17 protein-coding genes are annotated in these 23,794 nt (G+C 68.3%); 11 read left to right on the top strand and 6 right to left on the bottom strand.

Annotated features, from left to right (window positions below; translation table 11 throughout):
* Positions 1-15: 15 nt before the first annotated feature.
* The 5 genes from RT513_RS17950 to RT513_RS17930 form a co-directional block, all read right to left on the bottom strand.
* Positions 16-1,596, bottom strand: coding sequence for an ABC transporter substrate-binding protein (locus RT513_RS17950; RefSeq protein ID WP_290685910.1), 1,581 nt, complete (start codon positions 1,594-1,596; stop codon positions 16-18).
* Positions 1,597-1,662: 66 nt separating this feature from the next.
* The gene (locus tag RT513_RS17945) at positions 1,663-2,670 is read right to left on the bottom strand and encodes an ABC transporter ATP-binding protein (protein ID WP_290685913.1); all 1,008 of its coding nucleotides are present in this window, start codon (positions 2,668-2,670) and stop codon (positions 1,663-1,665) included.
* Positions 2,667-3,698, bottom strand: a complete 1,032-nt coding sequence (locus RT513_RS17940) for an ABC transporter ATP-binding protein (protein WP_290685916.1) — start codon at positions 3,696-3,698, stop codon at positions 2,667-2,669. The genes RT513_RS17945 and RT513_RS17940 overlap by 4 nt, the downstream gene beginning before the upstream one ends.
* 297 nt (positions 3,699-3,995) lie before the next feature.
* Positions 3,996-4,697: a GntR family transcriptional regulator gene (locus RT513_RS17935; RefSeq protein ID WP_290685919.1), complete on the bottom strand. Its 702-nt coding sequence runs from the start codon at positions 4,695-4,697 to the stop codon at positions 3,996-3,998.
* A 122-nt stretch (positions 4,698-4,819) separates the two neighbouring features.
* Positions 4,820-8,116 (bottom strand): carboxyl transferase domain-containing protein, encoded by a 3,297-nt coding sequence (locus tag RT513_RS17930; protein WP_313534205.1) that lies wholly within the window; start codon positions 8,114-8,116, stop codon positions 4,820-4,822.
* 438 nt (positions 8,117-8,554) lie between these two features.
* Between RT513_RS17930 and RT513_RS17925 the strand changes: the two genes are divergently transcribed.
* From RT513_RS17925 to RT513_RS17915, 3 genes are all read left to right on the top strand, one after another.
* A complete protein-coding gene (locus RT513_RS17925; RefSeq protein ID WP_290685925.1) occupies positions 8,555-10,960 on the top strand; it encodes a CaiB/BaiF CoA-transferase family protein in 2,406 nt (801 codons plus the stop codon).
* A complete protein-coding gene (locus RT513_RS17920) occupies positions 10,953-11,753 on the top strand; it encodes a tyrosine-protein phosphatase (RefSeq protein ID WP_290685928.1) in 801 nt (266 codons plus the stop codon). Before RT513_RS17925 ends, RT513_RS17920 begins: the two co-directional genes overlap by 8 nt.
* Positions 11,754-11,818: 65 nt before the next feature.
* Positions 11,819-12,700, top strand: a complete 882-nt coding sequence (locus RT513_RS17915) for a helix-turn-helix domain-containing GNAT family N-acetyltransferase (protein WP_290685931.1) — start codon at positions 11,819-11,821, stop codon at positions 12,698-12,700.
* A 101-nt stretch (positions 12,701-12,801) separates the two neighbouring features.
* On the opposite strand, the gene RT513_RS17910 is transcribed toward RT513_RS17915, so the two are convergent.
* Positions 12,802-13,695, bottom strand: a complete 894-nt coding sequence (locus tag RT513_RS17910) for a LysR family transcriptional regulator (protein WP_290685934.1) — start codon at positions 13,693-13,695, stop codon at positions 12,802-12,804.
* A 147-nt stretch (positions 13,696-13,842) separates the two neighbouring features.
* Between RT513_RS17910 and RT513_RS17905 the strand changes: the two genes are divergently transcribed.
* From RT513_RS17905 to RT513_RS17870, 8 genes are all read left to right on the top strand, one after another.
* Positions 13,843-14,820, top strand: coding sequence for an ABC transporter substrate-binding protein (locus RT513_RS17905; protein WP_290685937.1), 978 nt, complete (start codon positions 13,843-13,845; stop codon positions 14,818-14,820).
* 283 nt (positions 14,821-15,103) lie between these two features.
* A complete protein-coding gene (locus RT513_RS17900) occupies positions 15,104-15,946 on the top strand; it encodes an ABC transporter ATP-binding protein (protein WP_290685940.1) in 843 nt (280 codons plus the stop codon).
* The gene (locus RT513_RS17895; protein WP_218821975.1) at positions 15,937-16,722 is read left to right on the top strand and encodes an ABC transporter permease; all 786 of its coding nucleotides are present in this window, start codon (positions 15,937-15,939) and stop codon (positions 16,720-16,722) included. Before RT513_RS17900 ends, RT513_RS17895 begins: the two co-directional genes overlap by 10 nt.
* An 88-nt stretch (positions 16,723-16,810) precedes the next feature.
* A complete protein-coding gene (locus RT513_RS17890; protein WP_290685946.1) occupies positions 16,811-18,202 on the top strand; it encodes an FAD-binding oxidoreductase in 1,392 nt (463 codons plus the stop codon).
* A gap of 449 nt (positions 18,203-18,651) precedes the next feature.
* Positions 18,652-19,989, top strand: coding sequence for a cytosine deaminase (locus tag RT513_RS17885; protein ID WP_290685949.1), 1,338 nt, complete (start codon positions 18,652-18,654; stop codon positions 19,987-19,989).
* A 201-nt stretch (positions 19,990-20,190) separates the two neighbouring features.
* Complete coding sequence (locus RT513_RS17880; RefSeq protein ID WP_313534204.1) at positions 20,191-20,535, top strand: 2Fe-2S iron-sulfur cluster-binding protein; 345 nt, start codon at positions 20,191-20,193, stop codon at positions 20,533-20,535.
* Complete coding sequence (locus RT513_RS17875) at positions 20,532-20,966, top strand: GlcG/HbpS family heme-binding protein (protein WP_088215988.1); 435 nt, start codon at positions 20,532-20,534, stop codon at positions 20,964-20,966. Before RT513_RS17880 ends, RT513_RS17875 begins: the two co-directional genes overlap by 4 nt.
* A 335-nt stretch (positions 20,967-21,301) precedes the next feature.
* Positions 21,302-22,981 (top strand): AMP-binding protein, encoded by a 1,680-nt coding sequence (locus RT513_RS17870; protein ID WP_290685960.1) that lies wholly within the window; start codon positions 21,302-21,304, stop codon positions 22,979-22,981.
* Positions 22,982-23,794 lie beyond the last annotated feature (813 nt).

The raw sequence follows: 23,794 nt of genomic DNA, 5'->3' as shown, positions 1-23,794 counted from the left end.
GGCCGCATGTCGGGATCACCCGACACGCGTGACCGCGTTGAACTTCGGCTTGCCGAGCAGGTTGGCGGTGAAGTTTTCCACGCCCTCGGCGTAGGCATCGACCTCGTAGCGGACGGTGAGCGGGATGGAGATGGCGGACTCCGCCCCGAGCTTCTGCGCCGTGGCGAGGGCGGCCTTCCGCTCCGCCTGATCGGCGGTGGCGCGGCTGGCGGCGATGGCGGCGTCGAACCCGTCGGGAGCCGCGACCTTGCCGGTGTTGAAATAGGAATTCTGCGAAAAGACCAGGTCATAGGACATGCTCGGGTCCGGGCGTCCCGTCCAGGCGGACAGCAGCGCATCGCCGATCTTCTCCGGCCCGAAGAAGCGCCCGGAGGATTCCGCGATCGGCGCGTTGGTGAACCGCCCCTTCACGCCGATCCGGGCAAGCTGGCTCATGATGACTTCCTGCCGCTGCACGGAGGCCTGATCGGGATAGCCGCGGAAATCGAGCTCCAGCCCGGAGACACCCGCCTCCTTCATCAACGCCGCGGCCCTGTCCGGGTCATGGGCGTTGAGGGTCTGAGGCTCCGCCGAATAGGCCCAGTGCGTCTTGGGCAGAAAACCATAGGCCGCCTCGCCCACACCGGCCTGCGTGGCCAGCAGGAAGGCATCCCGGTCGATGGCGAGGCTCAGCGCCTGCCGCACGCGGGGGTCCTGCAACGGCCCGCGCCCGGCGTTGAGATAGATGTTGTAGATATAGAGCGTCGGCGTTTCCATCAGCGTCAGGTTGGGCGTGCGCTTGATGATGGGGATCTGGCGCTCCGAAAGCTGGTAGCAGATCTGCGCCTGCCCCGACTGAACGGCGCGGAGCCGGGTGGTCGGTTCGGGCACCACCAGCAGTTCGATCTTGGCCACGCCCGGCGCGCCCTGCCGCCAGTAGCCGGAATAGGCCTCGCCCGCGACCCGCTCGCCATCGGTCCAGCCGGTGAATTTCCACGGACCCGCACCCACGGGCGCGCGGTCCACGCGGCCCCCCTCGGCTTCGCTGAGCGCCTTGGGGGAAATCATCATGCCCGCACGGTCCGACAGGATGAGCGGCAGCGCGCTGTCGGGCTCCTTGAGGTGCAGCGTCACCTGCAGCGGGCCGGTCACCTCCACGCTCTCCACCGTTTCCAGATCGGCGCGGATGTTGGAAACCTGCGCCTCCCTGCTGCGGTCGAGGTTGAGCTTCACCGCCTCGGCATCGAGCGGCGTACCGTCGTGAAAGGTCACGCCCTCCTGCAGGTCCAGCACCAGCGTCTTCGGGTCGGTGAAGGTGAAGGCCCGCGCGAGCCCGGGAACAGGTTCCAGCGTGTCGGGCGTCCAGTCGATCAGCGTGTCGTAGAAGTTGAACAGGAACACGTGATCTGAGCCGGAGCCGCCCGTCGCGGGATCAAGGCTCGACGGGTTGGCATTCGCGGCCACCGTCAGCGTGCCGGTCGTCGCTGCCCGCAAGCCCCCCGGCAGACCGATGGCGCCTATGGCCGCCGCGGCACCCATGCCGATCAGGATCTGACGGCGGCGCATGTCGGGAAGCAGCCGGGCGATTTTGCGGCGTTCCTCAGTGGTGAAGTTCATAGGACACCCTCCCCGGTCTCCTCCGGCCGCGCTCAGGCGGCACCGTTTGACTCTGGCCCGCCGCCTTCAGGCGGCGACCGTGAAATCGAGTTCGCCCGCGAAATGGCAGGCGACGAACTGTCCGGGCCGCATTTCCCGCCATTCGGGCACTTCCGCCGTGCAGCGCTCCGCCGCGAAGGGGCAGCGCGTGCGGAAGCGGCACCCGCTGGGCGGCGAAATGGGGCTGGGGATTTCCCCCTTGAGCTGCATCCGGCGCGAGGTGCGCATCGCGGCGGGCAGCGGCTCCGGCTCGGCCGAAAGCAGCGCGGCGGTATAGGGGTGGAGGGGCCGGTGGATGACATCCTCCGTATTCCCCAGCTCCATGAACCGGCCCAGATAGGTGACCGCGATCCTGTCGCTCACATGGGCGACAACGGAAATATCATGCGCGATGAAGGCGAAGGACAGGCCAAGGTCGCGCTGCAACGTGTTGAACAGGTTCAGAATCTCGCCCCGGATCGACACGTCCAGCGCGGCCACCACCTCATCGCAGACGACGAATTTCGGCTCCAGCGGCAGGATGCGGGCAATGTTCACCCGCTGCTTCTGCCCGCCCGAAAGCTGATGGGGATAGCGCTCGGCGAGATCGGCGCGAAGCCCCGCGCGGTCGAGCGACTCCATGGCCTTGCGCCGCATCTCCTCCCGGCTCATCCCGCCCTTGATGACCATCGGTTCCATCAGGCTTTCAAGGATGGTCTTGCGCGGGTTGAGCGACGCGTTCGGGTCCTGGAAGATGATCTGATAGCGCCGCCGCCGCTCCCGGTATTCCCTGCGCGACAGGCGGCGGAGATCGTCGCCTTCATAGAGGATATCGCCCTCCGTCGGCTCGAGCAGTCCGGCCAGCGCCCTGCCGATGGTGGTCTTGCCGGAGCCGGATTCGCCTATGATCCCGAAGGTCTCCCCCGCGAGAACGGAGAAATCGACCCCGTCCACCGCCTTCACCGTTTCCGTGCCGCCGTTGACGGGGAAGCGGATGCGCAGGTTGCTGACCTCGATCACCGCGTCCCGTGCCGCTGTCATGGTGGTGTCCCTCATGCGACGGCTCCTTCCAGGTCGAGATCGCGCTGCCGCCAGCAGCGGGCCATCCGGTCCGGGCCGGACGGCTCCAGCGTCTGCGGCCGCTCGCATCCGGCGCGGGCAAAGTCGCAGCGCGCGCGGAAACGGCATCCCTCCGGCATCTGCGCGGGGGCGGGCACGCGGCCCGGGATGAACGCCAGTTCCCCCCGCTTCTGATTCAGCCGCGGCAGCGACCGCAGCAGCCCCGAGGTATAAGGATGGCGCGGTTTCAGCAGCACGTCATCGACGGGCGCATCCTCCACTATCTGTCCGGCATACATCGTCAGCATCCGGGTGCAGGTCTCGGCCACCACGCCAAGGTCATGGGTGATGAACAGCAGCGCCGTCCCGGCCTCCTCGCTCAGGCGGCAGAGCAGGTCCATGATCTGCGCCTGAATGGTCACGTCCAGCGCGGTCGTCGGCTCGTCGGCGATGAGGAGTTTCGGACGGCAGATCAGCGCCATGGCGATCATCGCCCGCTGGCGCATGCCCCCGGAAAGCTGGTGCGGATATTCGTCATACCGCCGCTCCGGGGCAGGGATTCCCACGTCGCGGAGCGCGTCGATCGCCGCGGTGCGCGCATCCGTCCGGCTCGCGTCGCGGTGGAGGCGGTACGCCTCGCTGATCTGGTCGCCGATGGTGAAAACCGGATCGAGCGCGCTCATCGGTTCCTGAAAGATCATCGCCATGCGGTTGCCGCGCATCTGCCGCAGTCGGCGGGGCGGCATGGTCAGGACGTCCTCTCCCTCGAACATGATGCGGCCACCCAACCGGGAGGTGCGGGGCAGCAGGCGCAACAGCGACAGGCCGGTCACGGACTTGCCGCAGCCGCTTTCCCCCACCAGCCCCACGCGTTCGCCGCGTTGTATGGTGAACGAAACATCCTTGGTGATCTGCACGGCGCCAAAGGCGATGCTCGCCCCCTCGACGCTCAGCAGCGGTGTATCCGCTTCCTTGCCGGTAACCGGACGCGCCGCGGCATCGGGCTGCGCATAGGCAATGGTCATGATCCCCCTCCCCTGCAATCGCGACCGCGGATCAGTGCCGTCCGGCCGAGGGCCGGCCTGCTCCGGGTATTTGCCGGAGGCGGCAGATGTCGCAGCGGTCGTTGCATGGCAATCCTCCCCGACGGCGCGCGCCCTCCCCGGCGCATACCGTGTCAGGTGACAGAAACACTCGGATCGTCAACTGTCAACAACATACCTATCAGTAACCTGTCATTTGTCAGGATTCCGCCTGGAACAAAGAAAGGGGGCGATTGCTCACCCCCTTTTTCATGCCGTTGCCACTGTCTGATCGATGCTTTAGCCGGCCTCGAACCGCCGGGTTGCCGCAAGACGGGCAAGGGCGCCATCCCTGCTTTCCTCCAGAATGATGCGCAGCCGGGCTTCCGCCGTCAGCGTGTCCCCTGCCGCGATTGCCTCCCAGACAGCGGCCATCTGCGCCGCCCGACGCTCCCGGGCCGCGGGGGTGGCGTAGTCGAGCGGCTTGCGCCAGATCGTTGTCCAGAGCGTCTGCTCATTCATTTCGCGCATGAGCTGCACCACGAGGTCGTTGCCGCTCGCCCTGGAGATCGCGTGGACGGCGCGCGTCATTCCGAACCCGAAGGTCAGGTGCGTGCTTTCCTCATCGGCCGCGATGAGGGCCAAATCCTCAATGCGCGCGCGGACTCTCTCCAGCGCCTCCTCCTCCCTGTCCCGCTCCCCCAAGGTGCGGACGGCAAGGCAGGACAGCGCCATGCGCACGTTGAACAGATCGGTGATGGAGGCGAGAGAGATCGGCAGCACATGGGCGCCGCGCCGCGGCGTGATGTCGATGAGACGCCGTTTCTGCAGGATGCGGAAAGCCTCCCGCACCGGGCCGCGGCTGACGCCGAACTGCTCCGCCACCTGCTGTTCCACCATCCGCTGTCCGGCGGTGAAACGACCGTCCACGATCATCACGCCGCAGGTATCGGCGATCTGCTCGGGGATGGTCTTCGGGCTTCTCAGAAGCGTCAAGGTCATGGTGGATCATCTCCGCAGGCCGAAAGGCGGATGCATCGCACCCGCCTTTCAGAAGCATCAACAGATCGCGCCTCAAGTCAATTGCCAATTGTCAACAATTGGCAGCGTGGCAGCCGCCCGGCCTACCAGGTATCGACGAAGGGCCGCTTGCGCCCCGACAGCGGCGGGCGCAGCTTCACCGAACGCAGTCCCGCGAGGATCCATTCCCGCGTCTCCACCGGGTCGATCACCGCGTCGATCTCCAAGCTGGAGGCGACGGAGATCGCCTTCCCCTGCTCCCGGTATTCCTCGAGCAGCCTGTCGTAGAGGCGCTGTTTCTCCTCGGGGTCGGTCACCTCATCAAGCTCGCGCCGGAAGCCCAGCCGCACGGCGCCTTCCAGCCCCATCGGGCCGAACTCCCCGGTGGGCCAGGAGACGGTGAAGAAGTTGTCGTAGGTGCCGCCGCCCGCCATGCTCATCGCGCCCAGCCCGTAGAACTTGCGCAGCACGACGGTGAACAGCGGCACGGTGATCGAACGGCCCGTCACATACATCCGGCAGACATGCCGCACGAGCGCAGTCTTTTCCGCCTCCGGCCCCACCATGAAGCCCGGTGAATCGCAAAGCGACACCAGCGGGATGTCGAACGCGTCGCAAAGCTGCATGAAGCGTGAGGCCTTGTCCGACGCATCCGCGTGAATGGCGCCGCCCAGATGCTTGGGATTGTTGGCGATCACGCCGAAGGGCTTGCCCTCGATGCGGATGAAGGCGGTGACGATGCCCACGCCGAACTCGCGGCGCAGTTCCAGCACGGAGCCCACGTCGGCGATGGTTTCCAGCGCGTCGCGGACCTCATACACGCGCAGGCGGTTCTCCGGCACGACATGGCGCAGGCGGCGCTGGTCGGGGGCCTCCCACTCCGCAATATCCCCCTGGAAATAGGAGAGATACTGGCGCACGACGCGGCAGGCCTCCGCCTCGTCCTTCACGCGGATATCGACGACGCCGTTCGCGGTCTGCACGTCGATCGGGCCGATCGCCTCGGGCGGATAGACGCCAAGGCCGCCGCCCTCGATCATCGCCGGACCGGCCATGCCGATATTGCTCGTCTCATCCGCGATGATCACGTCGCAGCACCCCAGTAGCGCGGCGTTCCCGGCAAAGCACCGCCCGGACACCACGCCGACCAGCGGCACCTGCCCGCTCAGCCCGGCGAAACGGGAGAAGGTGCCGTTGGAAATCCCGGCGTAGGTCGCGCGTTCCGTGTCGCCCGGGCGCCCGCCGCCGCCTTCTGCGAACAGCACGACGGGCAGGTTCCACTGCTGCGCCACATGCAGGATGCGGTCGAGCTTGCGGTGATGCCGCTGCCCCTGCGTTCCGGCCAGCACGGTATAGTCGCCGACCGCAAAGGCGCACCGCGCGCGGTCCGCGCCGAAGGCACCGCCGTTGACCGTGCCGAGGCCGGTCAGCATCCCGTCCCCGGTCGTGTTGCGGATCAGATCGTCGAGCGGGCGGCGTTGCCGCTGTGCGGCGATGGCAAGCTCCCCGTATTCCACGAAGGTGTCCGGGTCGCAGATCTGCGCGATGTTCTCCCGCGCGGTCTGCTTGCCCTGACGGTGCCGCTTGGCCACCGCGTCGGGGCGGTTCTCGTCCCGGCCGAAAGCCCGGCGCTGCTCCATCTCCGCCAGATCGTCGCGGATATGGTCGAGGTCGAGCGCCGCATCCTTTGCCTGTTCCTCTGCCCCGCCGTCCGCCGGCTCAAGGGCGAGGAGCATTTCGCCAAACATCACCGTCTGGCCCGCACCTGCGCCCACCGCCACGACACGCGCCGCGCAGGGGGAGGACACCACATGCTCCATCTTCATCGCTTCGAGGATGGCGAGCTGCTGGCCCGCCCGGACCTCGTCGCCTTCCTTCACATCCATGGAGACCACGGTGGACTGCATGGGCGCGCGCACCGGCTCCGCCCCTTCAAGCACAAGCTCCGGCGTCCGCGCCGTGGCGGCGGCGGCATCCGCTGCATCTGCCACCGGCACGTAGGCTTCCGCCGCCTGCGCGAGTTCGGCCGCATGCGCTTCGATGAAGCGCGTGGTCACCGCGTTGGCCTGCACCTCCGGCCGCGCGATCAGCGCGCGCAGCCAGGGGATGTTCGTCTCAACCCCGTCGATACGGAATTCGGCCAGCGCCCGATCCGCCTTGCGGAGCGCGACGGACAGATCCGTCGCCGTGGTATGGACGATGACCTTGGCCAGAAGGCTGTCATAGCTGGCCGATGTCCGGTAGCCCGCCCGCGCAAAGCCATCCACGCGCACGCCCGGCCCGCTCGGCGGTTCATAGCGGGAGATGACGCCCCCCGTGGGCAGCGCGCCGCCCGTGGCATCCATATGCTCCATGTTGACCCGCGCCTGCACCGCATAGCCGCGAGGGCGCAGCCCCTCCTGCGAGATGCCGAGGGAAGCCAGCGTCCGCCCCCCCGCGATGCCCAGTTGCAGCGCGACGAGATCCTGTCCGAAGACCTCCTCCGTCACGGTGTGTTCGACCTGGATGCGCGGGTTGGCCTCGATGAAGAACAGCCGCTCTCCCGGCCCCTCGCCCATCAGGAACTCGAACGTGCCGAGGGAGCGGTAATCGACGCTCCGGGCCAGTTTCAGCGCCCGCTCCGCCAGCGTCTCCCGCTCCGCGGCGGAGAGCGACGGGCTGGGCGCCATTTCCAGCACCTTCTGATGGCGGCGTTGCAGGGTGCATTCCCGTTCGCCAAGCTGAACGCAGGCGCCGGTGCCGTCGCCGAGGATCTGCACCTCGATATGCCGCGCGGCGGGCAGGAACTGCTCCACATAGACGTTCGGATCGCCAAAGGCCGCCTCCGCCTCCGACCGGCAGCGTTGCCAGGCCTCCGCCACATCTTCCGCCCGCTGGACGATGCGCATGCCGCGCCCGCCGCCACCGGCGATGGCCTTGATGAGCATGGCCGCGCCTGCGGGGAGCGCCGCGAAGAAGCTCTGCGCCTCCTCGAGCGACGTGGCCCCCAGCGTGCCTTCCAGCACCGGCACGCCCACTTCGCGCGCCCGCGCCTTGGCCGCGATCTTGTCGCCCAGCAGCGCGAGCGCCTCCGGCGTCGGCCCGACGAAACGGATGCCTGCCGCGTTCACCCGGCGGGCGAATTCCGCGTTCTCGGCCAGAAAACCGTAGCCCGGATGGATCGCGTCCGCGCCCGCCTGCTCCGCCGCCGCGATCACCGCGTCCATGTCGAGATAGGCGCGCACGCCGGTGCCCGGAAGCGCCACGCTCTCATCCGCGCCGCGCACATGCAGGCTCTCGCGGTCATCGGGCGCATAGACGGCCACGGTCACGATGCCCAGCTCCGCCGCGGTGCGGAAGATGCGCAGCGCGATCTCCCCCCGGTTGGCGACGAGCAGCTTGCGGACGGGGGTCACGGGCATCATGCGGGCACCTGAAGATTTATGGTCATGGTCGGCTTCCTCGAAATGGCTGGTGGTCCCGGTTCGCCGGAGCGCCGGGGTGCGGGAGCAGGTCGCTTCCGGTCGGGGGCCGTGGCCTCATCCGACCGGGACGTTAAGCCCGGTGATCCTCATGTAACCCCCCTGTCTTCCCCCTGTCAGCCGTTCGCGCGGGGGCCATTCAGCCTCCACCGAGAATTACTGACACTTGTCAGGTTAGTCTTTGCCCCCCTGTCGGTCAAGCTGTAAACCGGACGCCGGCAACAAATGGCTTGCGAGGCTGACATTTGTCAGCTTACCGTGGCGCCGGGCATCATGGTGGTCCATGACGGAAGCCATGACGTGATACATGACGGGAGCCGCGGGCCGGAGGAGGGCCGCCCTCCCTGCCCGTGGCGGGCTGACAGGGGGAGGAACCGGATGGACAGGTCTGCAGGGATCGGGCCGCTCGCAGGGATCACCGTGGTGGAGACGGGACCGGGCGTGGCGGGCGCATGGTGCGGACGGCTGCTCGCCAGCCTTGGGGCGGAGGTGACGGTACTGCCCCCATCCGGCGGCGACCCCCTTGCCGCGCGGGAGGAGATCCCGGGCGACGCGGCCACCCGCGGCCTCGTTCACGAGTGGCTGATGGCGGGCAAGCGCCTGGGCAAAAGCACGGGCGAAAACACGGGCGAAAACACGGGCACCGGCAATCGCACCAGCACTGGCACTGGCACCAGCACTGGCGCGGGCCGCAGTACGGGCCGCGCCACGGGCACTGCCACCGGCGACAGCACGGACACGCCCACCCCCATGCCCGCTGACACGCAGCTTGGCACGCCTCCTGCTCAACCGGACCTTCTCATCATCGGGGAGGATCATCGTGGCACGCCTTCCGTGACGCCCACACGGGGCACGGTGCGGCTTTCATGGTTCGGCGCGTCCGGCCCCTATGCGGCGTGGCAGGGCACGGATCTGGTGGTGCAGGCGCTTTCCGGCGTCCTCTACCCGACAGGGCCGCAGGATGGCGCACCCCGCCCGCTGGGCGATCTGCACTCCGCCCTGCTGGGCGGTGTTGCCGGGGCTGCGGCGGCGCTGACGGCGCTGCTGGCCAGGGGGCCCGCCCTGACCCTGGATGTCAGCATTCTGGAAACCGCGCTGCTGCTCGGGGAGTTGCAGGTCGCGGATGTGGACTACTACGGGCGTGCGGTGCCGCGCGCAGGGATCAACCGCTTCTCCCCCACCTGCCCGCTCAGCATCCACCGCTGCCGGGAGGGATGGCTCGGCGTCACGCTGATCACGCCGCAGCAGTGGGACGCGTTCTGCCGGATGATCGGGCGGGCCGATCTGGCCGAGAACCCGGATTTCGCGACCACCACGCTCCGCGAGCAGCGCGCGGATGCGGTGGAGGCCGCCATCGACGCAGCCCTTCCCGCGCGAACAGCGCAGGAGTGGGCGGAGGAGGCGCGGCGGCTCCGCATCCCCGCCGTGGTGGTGCCGGATGCGGCGGGCATCCTTGCCAACCCGGTGTTCGCGGAACGCGGGGCGGTGGCCCCGGTACGTGTGAGGGACAGGGTGCTCGACGCCCCCGCCTCCCCGCTCCATGTCGCCGCGCCGCAGGGAGAGGGGCAGGCCCCGCCGCCCCGCTCCACCGCCGAGGCGCCGCTCGCAGGTCTGCGGATCGCGGATTTCTCCATGGGCTGGGCCGGGCCGCTCGCGACCCGCATCCTTGCCGATCTCGGGGCGGAGGTCATCAAGATCGAGGCGGGCCGCTACCCGGACTGGTGGCGCGCGACGCAATGGACACCGGAGGCCATTGCCGCCCGACAGTTCGAGAAAAGCCACCGGTTCGCCGCGATGAACCGCGGCAAGCGGAGCGTCAGCTTCGACCTGACCACGCCGGAGGGCGCCGATCTCGCCCGCCGGCTGGTCGCCGAAAGCGATGCGGTGGTGGAGAACCATGCCGCAGGCGTCATCGCGCGGCTCGGTCTGGGCTGGGAGGTGCTGTCCGAGGGGCGCGACGATCTGGTCATGCTGTCGATGTCCGCCTTCGGCACCGGCAACCCGCTGTCCGACACGCGGGCCTACGGCTCCACGCTGGAACAGGCGTCGGGCCTGCCGAGCTTCCGGGGGGAGCCGGGGGAGCCGCCGGTGCTTGGCCATGTCGCCTATGGCGATCCGGTCGGCGGGCTTTACGGGGCGGTGGCGCTGCTGGCCGCCCTCCATCATCGGCAGCGGACGGGACGGGGCCAGTGGCTGAACCTGAGCCAGGTGGAGTTCCTGCTGCCGTTTGCCGCGGCCCCCGTGCTGACCCGTTCGGCCACGGGGCGGGAGCCGCTGCGGCCCGGCAACGGCCATGTGTCCCTGGCGCTCCACGGGCTTTATCCCGCCGCAGGCGACCGCTGGATCGCGATTGCCGCCGACGAGGGGCAGCGCCGCGCGCTCTCCCGGCTGACCGGTCTGACGGAAGCGACGCTGGCGGCTACCCTCTCCGCATGGACGGCGCCGCAGGAGGCGGAGCCTCTTGCCGCGGCGCTTCAGGCCGCAGGCATTCCCGCCGCGCCCGTCCGCACCCCGGAGGAGGCGATGGCGGACCCGCATCTCGCCCTGTCCGGCAGCTACCACGACACCGAGCGTCCGCATCTCGGCCGGCAACGTCAGGTGGGCCTGCCCTTCCTGATCGACGGGCGGCGGATGCCCTTCCGCGGCACCGCGCCGCTGCTGGGGGGCGATACCGAAGCCGTGATGCGGGATATCCTCGGCGAGGGCCGCGCCCTCTACCATTCCGCGCTGGACCGGGGCATCGTGAGCCTCGAACCCACCACATTGCGAGGCGCCCATGGCTGACATCCCCTCCCTCACCGACCGTCTGATCCCGTTGCAGGGAGCGGAGAACGTGCGCGACCTTGGCGGCTATGCCCTGGCCGGGGGCGGGACGACGCAATGGCGGCGGGTGCTGCGCGGCGACGGGCTGCACGGGCTGACGCCCGGGGATCTTCTCAGCCTGCACGATCTGGGCGTGCGCAGTGTCATCGACCTGCGCGGCCCGGCGGAGCTTGCCCGCCAGCCCAGCCCCTATGCGGCGCGGGCCAGTACCGCCGCCAATACCGCCGCCAGCATCTCCGCCGGTACCTCCGACGGTATCAGCTATGCCAACGTCCCGCTGTTCGAAAAGCTCTCGCCCATCGACATGGCGGTGTCCGAGGGGAGCTACACCCTTCTGGGCCGCTATCTGGAGGCCATAGACCAGTGCGGCACCCGGATCGCGGAAGTCCTCACCCGCATCGCCGTGGCGGAGCCGGGCGTGGTTCTGTTCCACTGCACCGTCGGCAAGGACCGCACCGGCCTGATCGCCGGCCTGCTCCTGTCGCTCGCCGGGGTGGCGCCGGACACGGTGGTGGAGGATTACGCCCTGACCGAGCGCATTGCCGGCCCCTTGCTTGCGGGGTTCCGGGTGGCCGCACTGGAACGGGGGCTGCCGCCCGCGCATGTGGACGAACTGCTCTCCTCGCCGCCCGCGGCGATGGCGGGCGTGCTCGCTCACATCGACGCGCGGTATGGGGGCATCGCCACCTATCTCACCGCCAATGGCGTGGACGCCGCCATGCAGGAGCGCCTGAAGGAGCGGCTGACACGCTGATCCCTCTTGCGCGCCGGGAATGTCTGATCTAGGTCAGGTAAAATTACCGGACCAAGGTCAGACAAATGCCGTCAGCCGTCGCCCGCATCCGCCGCTTCCATCGGGCGGTGACCCGTGAAACCGGGGCGCTGGATACCTCCTTTCTGGGCCGTGGACGGCCTCTCGGCCCCGCGCGGGTGCTGAACGCCATCGGTCAGGGGATGGAGGAGATCGGGGAGATCCGCAGCTATCTCAACCTCGATTCCGGCCTGATGAGCCGCCTGCTCCGTCAGCTGGAGGCAGAGGGCCTGCTGGAGACCCTGCCGGATCCGGCCGATTCCCGCCGCCGCCTCGCCCGGCTGACGGAGGCGGGACGGCGCGAATATGCGGCCTATGAGGCGCTGTCGGACAGGCAGGCGGCGGAGATCCTCTCCCGCCACCCCAGACCGCAGGCATTGCTCGCGGCCATGGACCTCGTGGCCTCCGCGCTGGGACGTGACAGCATCACCCTTGCCGAAGTCTCCCCCCGCGACCCGCGCGCGGTGCATTGCCTGCAGTCCTATTACACGGAGCTGGGCCAGCGGCTCGCACAGGGGTTTGACGTGACCCTCTCCGCCGACCCGGAGGCGCGCGATATGGAGCCGCCGCGCGGCACGTTCCTCATCGCGCTGTCGGACGGTCTGCCGGTCGCCTGCGGGGGCGTGAAGGGCACCGACAAGGGCTATGCGGAGGTGAAGCGCGTCTGGACGGATCCCTCTGCCCGCGGCCTCGGCCTCTCCCGGCGGATGATGGCGGCGCTGGAGGAGCGCGCCCGTGCGCTTGGCATCCTTACCCTCCGGCTCGACAGCAACAGCGCGCTGCACGAGGCGATCGCCCTCTACCGTTCCAGCGGCTGGACGGAGATAGATCGCTTCAACGACGACCCCTATCCAGATCATTTCTTTGAGAAAACCCTGCGCGATTCCTGAACGCTACCGCCCCGCTTGGGAAACGCCGCACGTTTCCACCGCCCCCCGGCATCCTCCCGCCGGACATTTTCGGAGGCCCGGCGCGTGCCGCTTGCCCGCCGTCACTCGGCCAGATAGCCGCGCAGCGTATCGACGAATTGCAGCGTCGGGCGTTCCTGCACCCGCGCGCGCCGCGTCACCAGCATGAGGACATTGGGCCGCATCGCCGGGTCCAGCAGCGGCACGTGGATGAGCCGCCCCTCCGCCACATCCATCGCCACGTCGAAGGCGCTCAGAAACGCGATGGCCTCGCCCGCCGCCGCGATCTCCCGCATGAAGTCGATGGAGTTAGACTGAAACTGCGGGCGGAAGCTCAGGTTCGCTCGCAGGAGCGCGTCGCGGATCGTACGATGCATGACCATCGTCTCATCCGCCAGAACGAGCGGATAGCCCGCACAGTCGCCCGGGCGGAGCCGTTCGGCACGGGCCAGCGGATGCTCCGGCGCCACCACCGCGCCCAGAGGCGCGTCATACCGGTTGAGCACGGCAAGCTGCGGATCGTCCGGCAGGTTGTAACCCAGCCCCAGATCGGCCTCCCCCTCCACCACGGCGCGCACGATGCCGGGGATGAAGGTGACGCCGCATTCGATCCGCACCCGCGCGAAGCGGGTGGCGAACTCCCGCACCGCAGCGGCGACAAGCCCGCTCGCCAGCCCGTTCATGGTGACGAGCCGCACCTCCCCGCCGCGCATCTCGCGCATGTCCTCCAGCCGTGATTCGAGCGCGCGGTAATCCCGGAGAGTCTGCCGGACATGGGTGAGCAGCGCCTCCCCAGCGGCGGTGAGCTTCATCCCCCGCGGCAGGCGCTGAAAAAGCTGCACGTCCAGCATCTCCTCCAGCTGGAGGATCTGGCGGTTCACGGCGGTCGGCGAAACATTCAGCCGTTCCGCGGCCTTGCGGATGGATCCTGCCCGCGCGACCTCATCCAGATAGCTCAACAAACGCCCGTGCAACATGGATGCCCCCTGTCCCGGACGCTAAGCAGCACCGCGCGGAGCGTCAACCAAATGTTTACAGGCATGGCAGATCTTGCTGCTTTTCCTCAGCGCTTTCGGGCCGCATAGCTCAGGTAACAAAAAACACGATCCAACAGAGAGACCGCCATGACCCGCCATTTCCGCCCCGTCCTGGGCGCGCTCCTGCTCTCCGCCGCCACGCCCGCCCTTGCGGGCGAGCCCTTCACTTTCATGACCTCATGGTTCGCGCAGGCGGAACATGGCGGCTTCTATCAGGCGCTGGCCACCGGTCTTTACGAAAAGGCGGGGCTGGACGTGACGATCCGCATGGGCGGGCCGCAGGTGAATTCGATGCAGCTTCTGCTGGCGGGAGAGGCGGATGCCTATTCGGGCTTCGATTTCCAGATCCTGAACGGCGTGTCGCAGGGCCTGCCGCTGGTGGCCGTGGCCGCGGTGTTCCAGCACGACATGAACGGCCTCGTCACCCATCCCGACGTGACCACGCTCGACCAGATCGGCGACCGGACGGTGATGATGGCGACGTCCGCCCGCACCGCCTGGTGGCCGTGGCTGAAGGCGAAATACGACCTCTCCGACGATCAGGTGAAGCCCTACACGTTCAATATCCAGCCCTTCGTTGCAGACAGCCATGCGGTGCAGCAGGGTTTCGCCTCCTCCGAACCCTACGGGCTGACGCAGCTCGGCATCTCCTACAACTTCCTGCCCTTCTATGCAGAGGGCTACCCGCCCTATGGCGGCACCATCACCACCCGGCATGATGTGCTGGAGAAGCGGGAGGATGCGCTCCGCCGCTTCGTCCGGGCCTCCATGGAGGGCTGGAAGAGCTACCTCGCCGACCCGGCCCCCGGCAATGCGCTGATCCGGGCGGCCAATCCGAAGATGACGGAGGATCAGCTCGACTTCGCCGTATCCCATCTGCGGGAGATGAACACGGTCGGGATGGAGGATGCGGCGCGCCACGGCATCGGCACGATGAACCCCGACCGCTGGAAGGCGAGCTACGACTACATGGTCGGCGCGGATCTGCTGCCCGCGGCCACGGACTGGCAATCCGCCTTCACCACGCGGATCATCGACGAGATCAACGTCCTGCCGAGCCAGTGAGGGAGGGTCCGATGCAACCCGCCCATACGCACACCGCCAAGAAGGCCCGGATCGCGCCGCTGCGGCGTGGACGAGCCGCGAAGGCCCCGGCTGCGGCCGGCCTGTCGCTCAGGGCCATGCCGACCGTCCCGGCCCCCCTTTCCCGTCCCTGGTCCCGGCCCTTGCCCGCCGTGCGGGCGTGCCCGTCGGCCCGTCGCCCGGCAAAAGCCCGGCCACGACCCGTGCCAGCCAACCGCAATCCCTGCGCCTGCCGCCGGGAAGACGCCTGCCTGCGAGGGATGCCATGATCGCCGCCATGCCGAAGCCGCCCGTCACCTCCATCCACCCTGAAAGCGCCCAACCGGTCATCGAAGTGCTCTCCGCCGAAAAGAGCTTCGGCACGCGGCGCGTCCTCTCCCCCATCGACCTCACCGTGCATGAGGGGGAGGTCGTGACGCTGATCGGCCCCTCCGGCTGCGGGAAATCGACGCTGTTGAGCCTGATGGCCCATCTGGCGGAGCCGACGGACGGGCGCATCGCCTGGTGGCGCGGCGGCTATGACCGGGTGGGGCAGCCCGGATGCAACCTCGGCATCGTGTTTCAGGATGCGACGCTGCTGCCCTGGGCGCGGGTCATCGACAATGTGCGCCTGCCGCTCGACCTTGCCCATGTGCCCAAGGCCGAAGGCAATGCGCGCGCACAGGCGGCGCTGGAGCGGGTGGGGCTGAAAGGGTCCGAGCGTCTCCACCCCCGCCAGATCTCCGGCGGCATGAAGATGCGCGTCTCCATCGCCCGCGCGCTGGTGGCGGAGCCGGATGCGCTGCTGATGGACGAGCCCTTCGGTGCGCTCGACGAATTCACCCGCAACCGGCTCGACAGCGACCTGCTGGCCCTGCGGGCGGAGCGGAACCTGTCGCTCGTCTTCGTCACCCATTCGATCTACGAGGCGGTGTTCCTGTCCTCCCGCGTTGTCGTCATGGCGGCCAATCCCGGCCGCATCCATGCCGAACTGACCATCGACGAACCCTTCCCGCGGGCGGAGAGCTTCCGCGTCTCCACCCGCTTCGCCGAATACTGCGCCGAACTCACCCGCCTGCTGGGCGAGGCGTCCGGGCTGGACCCGGCTGGAGACGTGACATGCCGCTGATGAAGAACGAAGTCTTCCTGCGCATCGCAGGTCCGCTGCTCGTGGGCCTCCTGATCGTGGCAGTCTGGGAGCTGGCCTGCCGCCTCTGGGCCGTGCCGGTCTATATCTTCCCCAAACCCACCGATGTCGCGGCGAGCCTTGTGGATCAGGCTCCCGTGCTGTTCGCCGCGCTGTGGACGACGCTGAGGATCACGCTCATCGCCTTTCTCTGCGCGGTGGTGGCGGGGGTGCTGCTCGCCGTGCTGTTCGTGCAGAGCCGGTTTCTGGAGATCTCCCTCTTTCCCTATGCGGTGCTGCTTCAGGTCACGCCGATCGCGGCGATCTCTCCGCTCATCATCATCCTGGTGAAGAACACGGAGGCGGCGCTGATCCTCTGCGCCTCCATCGTGGCGCTGTTCCCGATCATCTCCAACACCACGCTGGGGCTGAAGTCGGTGGATCAGGGGCTGGAGAACCTGTTCCGCGTCAACCGCGCGAGCAAGTGGCAGACGCTCACCCGGCTGAAGATCCCCGCGGCGCTGCCCTATGTCTTCGGCGGGTTCCGCATCTCCATCGGGCTGGCGCTGATCGGCGCGGTGGTGGGGGAGTTCGTGGCGGGCACCGGCGGCTCCGGCGCGGGGCTGGCGTATCAGATCATGCTCGCGGGGTTCCAGCTCGACATCCCGCTGATGTTCGCGGCGCTGCTGCTCATCACCGTCACGGGAGTGCTGCTTTTCATGACGATGGTGGGCGTCTCCCGCCTCGTCCTCGGCAGCTGGCACGAAAGCGCCCGCTGACCGCACGACCCTTTCTCAAGTCAACTGAACGCCTCGGGGCGCGCGTGCGCGTGCGTGCGCTCGGCCCCGCCATGCCAAAGGACAAGCCATGAACCTCGATGCCTTCCAGTCCGAACTCCACGACATTCCGCAGACCACCGATACGCTGACGGTCAAGCGCAAGAGCCGCGACATGACCACCGCCTTCTCGCCCATCATGCGCGATGAGCTGAAGGACCGCTTCGCCGATATGGTGATCTCTCCCCGCACGAAGGACGACGTGATCCGCATCGCCCGCGCCGCCGCGCGTCACAGGGTGCCGCTGATGCCGCGCGGGGCGGGCACCTGCAACTGGGGCCAGGGCATCCCGCTGGCGGGCGGCGCGGTGCTGGACATGACCGGGCTGAACCGGCTCGTGCGGCATGAGGGCCATACCGTGCGGGTGGAGCCGGGCATGATCTGCCATGACATCGACCGCGCCACGCAACCCAAGGGGCAGGAGCTGCGGATGCATCCCTCCACCCGCTATTCCACCATCGGCGGCTTCGTCGGCGGCGGGCATGTCGGCCTCGGCTCCTGCACCTGGGGCATCCTGCGCGATCTGGGCAACATCCAGCGGGTGGAGGTGATCTCCGTGGAGGAGGAGCCGCGGGTGGTGGAGTTGAAGGGGGCGGATGTGAACCGCGTCCACCACGCCTACGGCTCCAACGGCATCATCACGGAACTCGAATTCCCGCTGGCCCCCGCCTATGGCTGGACGGAAGCCATCGTCGATTTCGCCGATTTCCTGCGCGCCTGCGACTTCGGCATCACGCTGAACCGCACCGATGGCATCGTGCCGAAGATGGTGGCGATGAACGAATGGCGCTATGCGAAACTGTTCACCCAGACCGGCCTTGGCGGCATCCTGCGCGACGGGCGCCATACCGTCCATGTGATGATCGCAACCCCGTTTCTCGAGGCATTCGAGAGCCTCGCGGCCGATTTCGGCGGCACCATCGTTTACTCCGGGCCGGAGGGTCAGGGGCCGTTCGGCAAGCCGCTTTACGAATATTCCTTCGGTCATGCGCGGATGAATGCGATCAAGGTGGACCCGACCTTTGTCGCCAATATCGGCGTCTTCCCGCATGACCGGCTGATGGACTCCATCGCCGCCTGCCATGAGAAGTTCCACGACCTCGGTCCCATGCGCTTCGACATGAAGCGGATGGACGGGCATCTGACCGCGCAGGGCTCGCCGCTCTTCCACTATGAGGGGCCGGAGCAGATGGCCCGCGTCATCGAGATGATGCAGGAGGAGGGCGTCGCCGCCGCCAACACCCACACCATGCATGTGAAGGAAAACGGCATGAAGCCGGTGGATGACGCGGAGCTGGCCTTCAAGGCGGAGATGGACCCGTGGAACCTGATGAACCCCGGCAAGATCACCGCCGCGCAATCTGATATGAAGGGCAAGGGCGTGGCCCTGCCCACTTCCGGCTGGAGCTACCGCCGGGCCTAGCAGGCCGCTGAAAAGGCCGTCAGGTGTGCGCTGAGCCGGAAATCGTTCGCAATCCAACGAAATCCAGCCGGGAATCTGCGCACCCTGGACCATTCCGGGGCAGATTTCCCGATTTTCGGAGCACAAGCATGAGACGCCGGAATAGCAGCCTGTCGAACCCCCGCGGGCTTCGCGCGTGGCACCCGACCTGCCGCCCTCACGGCCCGGCCTTGTGCAAAGTCACCAACGGCCACGGCATGACCCTCAAAGGGATCCTGCCGCCGGTGCGGAACAGTCGGGCGCTCCTCCCGGCGGTACCGGATGACCCTCCGCCCGGCCGGCCGGTGCAAACTGCCCACCCGGCTTCCGGCCTGGCAGACCCTGCCCCCGTCATGGGGCCAAAGCAATGAACCCGCGCCCTTCCGGCGCGGGCCTGTCCCCGACCACGTCCTGAAAACGGTGAGCCTGCCATGACCTCCTTCCTCCGTCCCGGCCTTGCGCCCCGGCTGATCCGCAACGCGCGCCTTCCCGTGAGCCTGGTGGAGGGGGCACGCCTCTCCCCCGACCGGGAGGGGCTGGCGCTGGCCGATCTCCTGCTCGACGGGGGGCGCATCGCCGCGATCCGGCCCGCCGGGGAGGAGCCGACGGGCGATGGCATCGACATGCGCGGCGGGCAGGTCTGGCCGCTGTTCGTCGATCTGCATACCCATCTGGACAAGGGGCATATCTGGAACCGCGCGCCCAATACCGACGGCACCCATGCCACGGCCGCCCGCACCGTGGCGGAGGACCGCAAGGCCCGCTGGCGGCGCGACGACGTGGCGCGGCGGTTCGACTTCGGCCTCCGCTGCGCCCATGCCCACGGCACCGGAGCGATCCGCACCCATCTGGACAGCTATGAGCCGGAGCAGGCGGCCACCTCCTTTGCCGTCTTCCGCGACATGGCCGCCGAATGGCGCGGGCGGATGGTGCTGCAACCCGTGGTCATGGCGCGGCTCGACCACTATGCCGGCGCGCGGGGGCGGGAGCTGCTGCGGCTCGCGGCGGAGACGGGCGGCGCGCTCGGCGGGATCCTGAAGATGGACGCGCCGACGCCGGAGGGCATGGATGCGGGTCTCGACCGGCTGATGACCCTCGCAGAGGCGGAGGGGCTGGATATCGACCTGCATATCGACGAGACGGACGACCCTGCCTCCGGCCAGCTCGAACGTCTGGCGGAGGCGGTGATGCGCAACCGTTTCCGCGGGCGGGTCACGGCGGGACACTGCTGTTCGCTGTCGATGCAGAGCGATGCGGAAGCCGCCCGCGTCATCGGCAAGGTGGCCGAAGCGGGCATTGCCATCGTGACGCTGCCGATGGTCAATCTCTACCTTCAGGGCCGCACGCCCGCCTGCTCGCCCGCCCGCACGCCGCAGTGGCGGGGCCTGACGCGGGTGCATGAACTCTCGGCCGCGGGGGTGACCGTCGCGGCGGCCTCCGACAACTGCCGCGATCCGTTCTTTGCCTATGGCGACCATGACGTGATGGAGGTGTTCCGCGAATTCACCCGCATCGCCCATCTGGAGCTCGCCTATGGCGACTGGGTGGGGTCGGTCACGCGGAACCCGGCGCGGGTCATGGGGGTGGCGCAGGGGCGCATCGCACCCGGAATGACCGCCGACCTGATCCTGTTCCGCGGCCGGGGGATGAGCGAGCTGCTCGCCCGCCCGCAGTCCGACCGCGCCGTGCTGCGGCAGGGGCGTGTGGTTGAAACCACCCTGCCCGATCACGCGGAACTGGACTGTCTCAGCGAACCGCAACCCGTGTGACAGGTGAGATGCGAAGTGCTCCCCCGACATCGGGACGACCGCAGCCCGCCCCAGCCCCGGTCCCGTGGCCCCTCGCGGGGACACCGCCACGCTGAACCGCCGCCCGTATGAACCGCCCGCCCATATGAAACGCCTGTCCGTATGGAAACCGCCTGCCCGTGTAAAACCGCCAGCCCGAACCAGATCCGAGGAGGACCGCCGATGCTGATGACACCCCCCGCCGCGCTTGCGCTGCGGCTGACCTTCGTGACGCCTGACGGCCCGCGTGCCGTCACCGCCCGTCCCGGCACGACACTGATGGAGGCCGCGCGGGACGCGGGACTTCCGGGTATCGTCGCGGAATGCGGCGGGGCCTGTGTCTGTGCGACCTGCCATGTTCATGTCGCGCCGGAATGGCAGGCGGTGACCGGCACGCCCTCGGCGACGGAGGCGGAGATGCTGGATTTCGCGGTGGATGCCGATGAGACCTCCCGCCTGTCCTGCCAGATCCGGCTGACGGCGCAGATGGACGGTCTCACCGTGCGTGTGCCGGAGCGTCAGGCATGAGCGGGCTGACACTGGAGCAGGCGGACCGGCTGGCCAGTCATGCCCTTGCCGAAGGACGCAGGCGGGGGTTTGCGCCGCTCGCCGTCGCGGTGCTGGATCAGGGCGGCAACACGATCGTCGCCAAGCGGGGCGACGGCGCGGGACATCTTCGCATCGCCATCGCGGAGGGAAAGGCGTGGGGGGCGCTTGGCCTCGGCCTCAACACGCGGGACATCGCGGCGCTGTCACGCCAGATCCCGCAGTTCGTGGCCGCTCTCGCCGCGACATCGGGCGGGCGGGTTCTGCCCTCTCCCGGTGGAGTGATCCTGCGGGCGGGGGAGGAGGTTCTGGGCGCCATTGGCCTGTCGGGCGATACCGGCGACAATGACGAGATCTGCGCCCTCGCCGCGCTGGAGGCCGAAGGGCTGACGCCCCAGCCCGCCCGGTTCTAGCAGGCTGCTGAAAAAGTCCTGAAGTGTCATGCCTATGTGCCGGAGATCGGAAATCGGCCCGGAAACGCCGGAAGTATATGGATTTCCGGCTGGATTTGGTCAGATTGCGAAGGATTTCCGCTCCAACACAGGCAAAAAAGCCTTTTTCAGCAGTCTGCTGAGCGGGACGCCGTCCGCCCGGCACTGCGCGCGGGGGGCGCGCCCGGACCTGTTCGGAGGCTGCCTTGACCGCCTCCTGCCCACAGCCTAGCATCCCCTGACGTCCGTCCGGGCGTCCGGCGCGGAGCGAGGCGCCGGAGGGGGAGAGAGGGAGGATCGGCTTGCAGGGCAAGGCGATGACGGCCGCAGAGGCCCGCGAGTTCACCTGGAACATTCCGGCAAGGTTCAACATCGGCACGGCGGTCTGCGACCATTGGGCCGCACGCGATCCCGCCCGCACCGCCATTCTGGAGGTCGGGGAGGACGGCACGGCAACGGCGCATGACTATGCCGGCCTGCTTGCCCGGAGCGCCCGACTGTCCCACGCGCTCGCCCGTCGCGGCATCGCCCTCCACCGGCCGGGAGAGGCAGGCGACCGGGTGGGCGTGCTGCTGCCGCAGTCACTGGAAACCGCGCTGGCCCATATCGCTGTGATGCGGATGGGCGGCGTGTCGCTGCCGCTTTTCACGCTGTTCGGGCCGGAGGCGCTTCTGCACCGGCTGCGCGACTCGGGCGCGCGGGCGGTGGTGACCAATGCCACCGGGCTGGGCCTGCTGGCGGGGATCGTCGGGGAGCTGCCGGACCTGCGTCTTGTGCTCTGCAAGGACAAGCCGGCGGACGCCTCCCTTCCCGGGGTGGAGGTGGTGGATTTCGATGCCGCCTGCACGGGAGAGCCGGACAGCTATCCCGCCGCCGACACGGGCGCGGATGATCCCGCCGTCATCATCTATACTTCCGGCACCACCGGCAGTCCCAAGGGGGCGCTGCATGCCCATCGCGTCCTGCTCGGCCACCTGCCGGGGGTGGAGGTGAGCCACAACCTGTTCCCGCAGCCGGGCGACCGGATCTGGACGCCAGCGGACTGGGCATGGATCGGCGGCCTGCTGGATGTGCTGATGCCGGGGCTTTACCACGGGGTGACGGTGGTTGCCTGCCGCTTCCGCAAGTTCACCGCACAGGCCGCCTTCGATCTGATGCGAAACCACGGCATCCGAAACACCTTCCTGCCCCCCACCGCGCTGAAACTGATGCGGCTGGAGGCGCCGCCCGCGGGGCTCGCGCTGCGCTCCGTGGCAAGCGGGGGTGAGCCGCTCGGCGCCGAGCTGCTGGACTGGGGGCGGCAGGTCTTCGGCACAACCATCAACGAATTCTACGGCCAGACGGAATGCAACATGACCGTCTCCTGCTGCATCGGAATGGAGGAGCCGCTACCCGGCGCCATGGGCCGCGCCGCGCCGGGTCACACCGTGGCGGTGATCGAGGGCAAGACCGGGGCCGCCCTACCCGTGGGGGAGGAAGGCGATATCGCCGTCCGCGCCCCGGATCCGGTGATGTTTCTTGGCTATTGGCGCAACCCGGAGGCTACGGCGCGGAAGTTCGTGGACGGGCCGGAGGGCACGGGGCGCTGGCTGCTCACCGGCGACAGGGGCAGGCAGTTGCCGGACGGCCGGTTCGTCTTTGTCGGGCGGGATGACGACGTGATCTCCTCCGCCGGTTACCGGATCGGACCGGCGGAGATAGAGGACTGCCTCCTCACCCACCCCGCCGTGCATCTGGCCGGCGTGGTCGGCCAGCCGGACGCGGTGCGGGGCCATATCGTTGCGGCCTTCGTCACGCTGGCGGAGGGGCACGCGCCCTCTCCCGCGCTGGCGGAGGAGATCGCGCGGCATGTGGGCCAGAGGCTCGCCGCCTATGAATACCCCCGGCGCGTGCATTTCATCGACGACATGCCGATGACCACGACCGGCAAGATCATCCGTGCGGACCTCCGCCAGCGGGCGGAGCGGCTGGCGGCGGAGGAGCGGCAGCCCGTCTGAGGAGACCCGCCGTCTGATGTGACAGTTAGCAGGTGGCTGAAAAAGGCTTTCTGGCCCGCGTTGGAACCCGGCCTGTGTTGGAACCCGGCGCCTGTTGGAACGGAAATCCTTTCCGTGGCGTCAAGGCTCAGGCCGTGCAGGCTCTGCAGAACCAGCATGCGGAACTTCAGCACCACGTCCGTTGACGGACGCCCGCCCTTCGTGCCAGCCCGACCACCGGCGGCGCGCTCGAGGATCGGACGGAACATCTCGAAGTCCAACGTCGTCGAAGTCTACCGTCGCGCTCAGGACTTCAAGCGGATCGCCGCCAGCGGAAATCTCCGAAAGCCGATCTTCGACGCTCCAAAATCCCAACGGCCGCGACATGCCAAATCCCCAACCATTCCACTCCTGTCAGTGAATCACGACCCCACCGTCAAGGCGAGAAGTTTCCGGAGCCGTCCTGCTCATTACCGCGCTGACGCGAAGGGGATGTCGCCGTGGCGGAGACTTTCCCCACATTGCTGAAGAGCGCCCCGAAACCGCAAGTTTTGGCTCCGACCGGACCGATTTTCCGGCTTTCAATGCAAGCTGGGTCGATGTCCGGCTTTTTCAGCAGCCTGTTAGAGGCGGCGGCCTTGCGCCGGAGCTGCCGACGGGGCCGCATTCGGGGCGGCGGTCGGGGCGGCAGCCCGGCGCGATGCTTGAAAGCCGTGTCCTGACAGACTGCTGAAGAAGTTATGACGTCTCATGCCTGGACCTGGAAATCCAAAAATCGGCCCCGGTACGCACCGAAATCTCTGGATTTCGGGCTGGCTTTCGTCAGATGGCGAA

This window comes from Haematobacter sp. (genome assembly GCF_032102465.1).
In the GTDB taxonomy this organism is placed as follows: Bacteria; Pseudomonadota; Alphaproteobacteria; order Rhodobacterales; family Rhodobacteraceae; genus Haematobacter.
Note: the sequence above shows the minus strand (reverse complement) of the source record. Positions and strands in the feature narration are given on the sequence as shown.

Excerpts from the sequence above, each read along its gene's own strand:
- RT513_RS17920 (WP_290685928.1), top strand. The coding sequence starts at position 10,953 with ATGGCTGACATCCCCTCCCTCACCGACCGTCTGATCCCGTTGCAGGGA.
- RT513_RS17905 (WP_290685937.1), top strand. The coding sequence starts at position 13,843 with ATGACCCGCCATTTCCGCCCCGTCCTGGGCGCGCTCCTGCTCTCCGCC.
- RT513_RS17910 (WP_290685934.1), bottom strand. The coding sequence starts at position 13,695 with ATGTTGCACGGGCGTTTGTTGAGCTATCTGGATGAGGTCGCGCGGGCA.
- RT513_RS17895 (WP_218821975.1), top strand. The coding sequence starts at position 15,937 with ATGCCGCTGATGAAGAACGAAGTCTTCCTGCGCATCGCAGGTCCGCTG.
- RT513_RS17890 (WP_290685946.1), top strand. The coding sequence starts at position 16,811 with ATGAACCTCGATGCCTTCCAGTCCGAACTCCACGACATTCCGCAGACC.
- RT513_RS17940 (WP_290685916.1), bottom strand. The coding sequence starts at position 3,698 with ATGACCATTGCCTATGCGCAGCCCGATGCCGCGGCGCGTCCGGTTACC.
- RT513_RS17930 (WP_313534205.1), bottom strand. The coding sequence starts at position 8,116 with ATGCCCGTGACCCCCGTCCGCAAGCTGCTCGTCGCCAACCGGGGGGAG.
- RT513_RS17885 (WP_290685949.1), top strand. The coding sequence starts at position 18,652 with ATGACCTCCTTCCTCCGTCCCGGCCTTGCGCCCCGGCTGATCCGCAAC.
- RT513_RS17935 (WP_290685919.1), bottom strand. The coding sequence starts at position 4,697 with ATGACCTTGACGCTTCTGAGAAGCCCGAAGACCATCCCCGAGCAGATC.
- RT513_RS17915 (WP_290685931.1), top strand. The coding sequence starts at position 11,819 with ATGCCGTCAGCCGTCGCCCGCATCCGCCGCTTCCATCGGGCGGTGACC.
- RT513_RS17900 (WP_290685940.1), top strand. The coding sequence starts at position 15,104 with ATGATCGCCGCCATGCCGAAGCCGCCCGTCACCTCCATCCACCCTGAA.
- RT513_RS17870 (WP_290685960.1), top strand. The coding sequence starts at position 21,302 with ATGACGGCCGCAGAGGCCCGCGAGTTCACCTGGAACATTCCGGCAAGG.
- RT513_RS17880 (WP_313534204.1), top strand. The coding sequence starts at position 20,191 with ATGCTGATGACACCCCCCGCCGCGCTTGCGCTGCGGCTGACCTTCGTG.
- RT513_RS17945 (WP_290685913.1), bottom strand. The coding sequence starts at position 2,670 with ATGAGGGACACCACCATGACAGCGGCACGGGACGCGGTGATCGAGGTC.
- RT513_RS17950 (WP_290685910.1), bottom strand. The coding sequence starts at position 1,596 with ATGAACTTCACCACTGAGGAACGCCGCAAAATCGCCCGGCTGCTTCCC.
- RT513_RS17875 (WP_088215988.1), top strand. The coding sequence starts at position 20,532 with ATGAGCGGGCTGACACTGGAGCAGGCGGACCGGCTGGCCAGTCATGCC.
- RT513_RS17925 (WP_290685925.1), top strand. The coding sequence starts at position 8,555 with ATGGACAGGTCTGCAGGGATCGGGCCGCTCGCAGGGATCACCGTGGTG.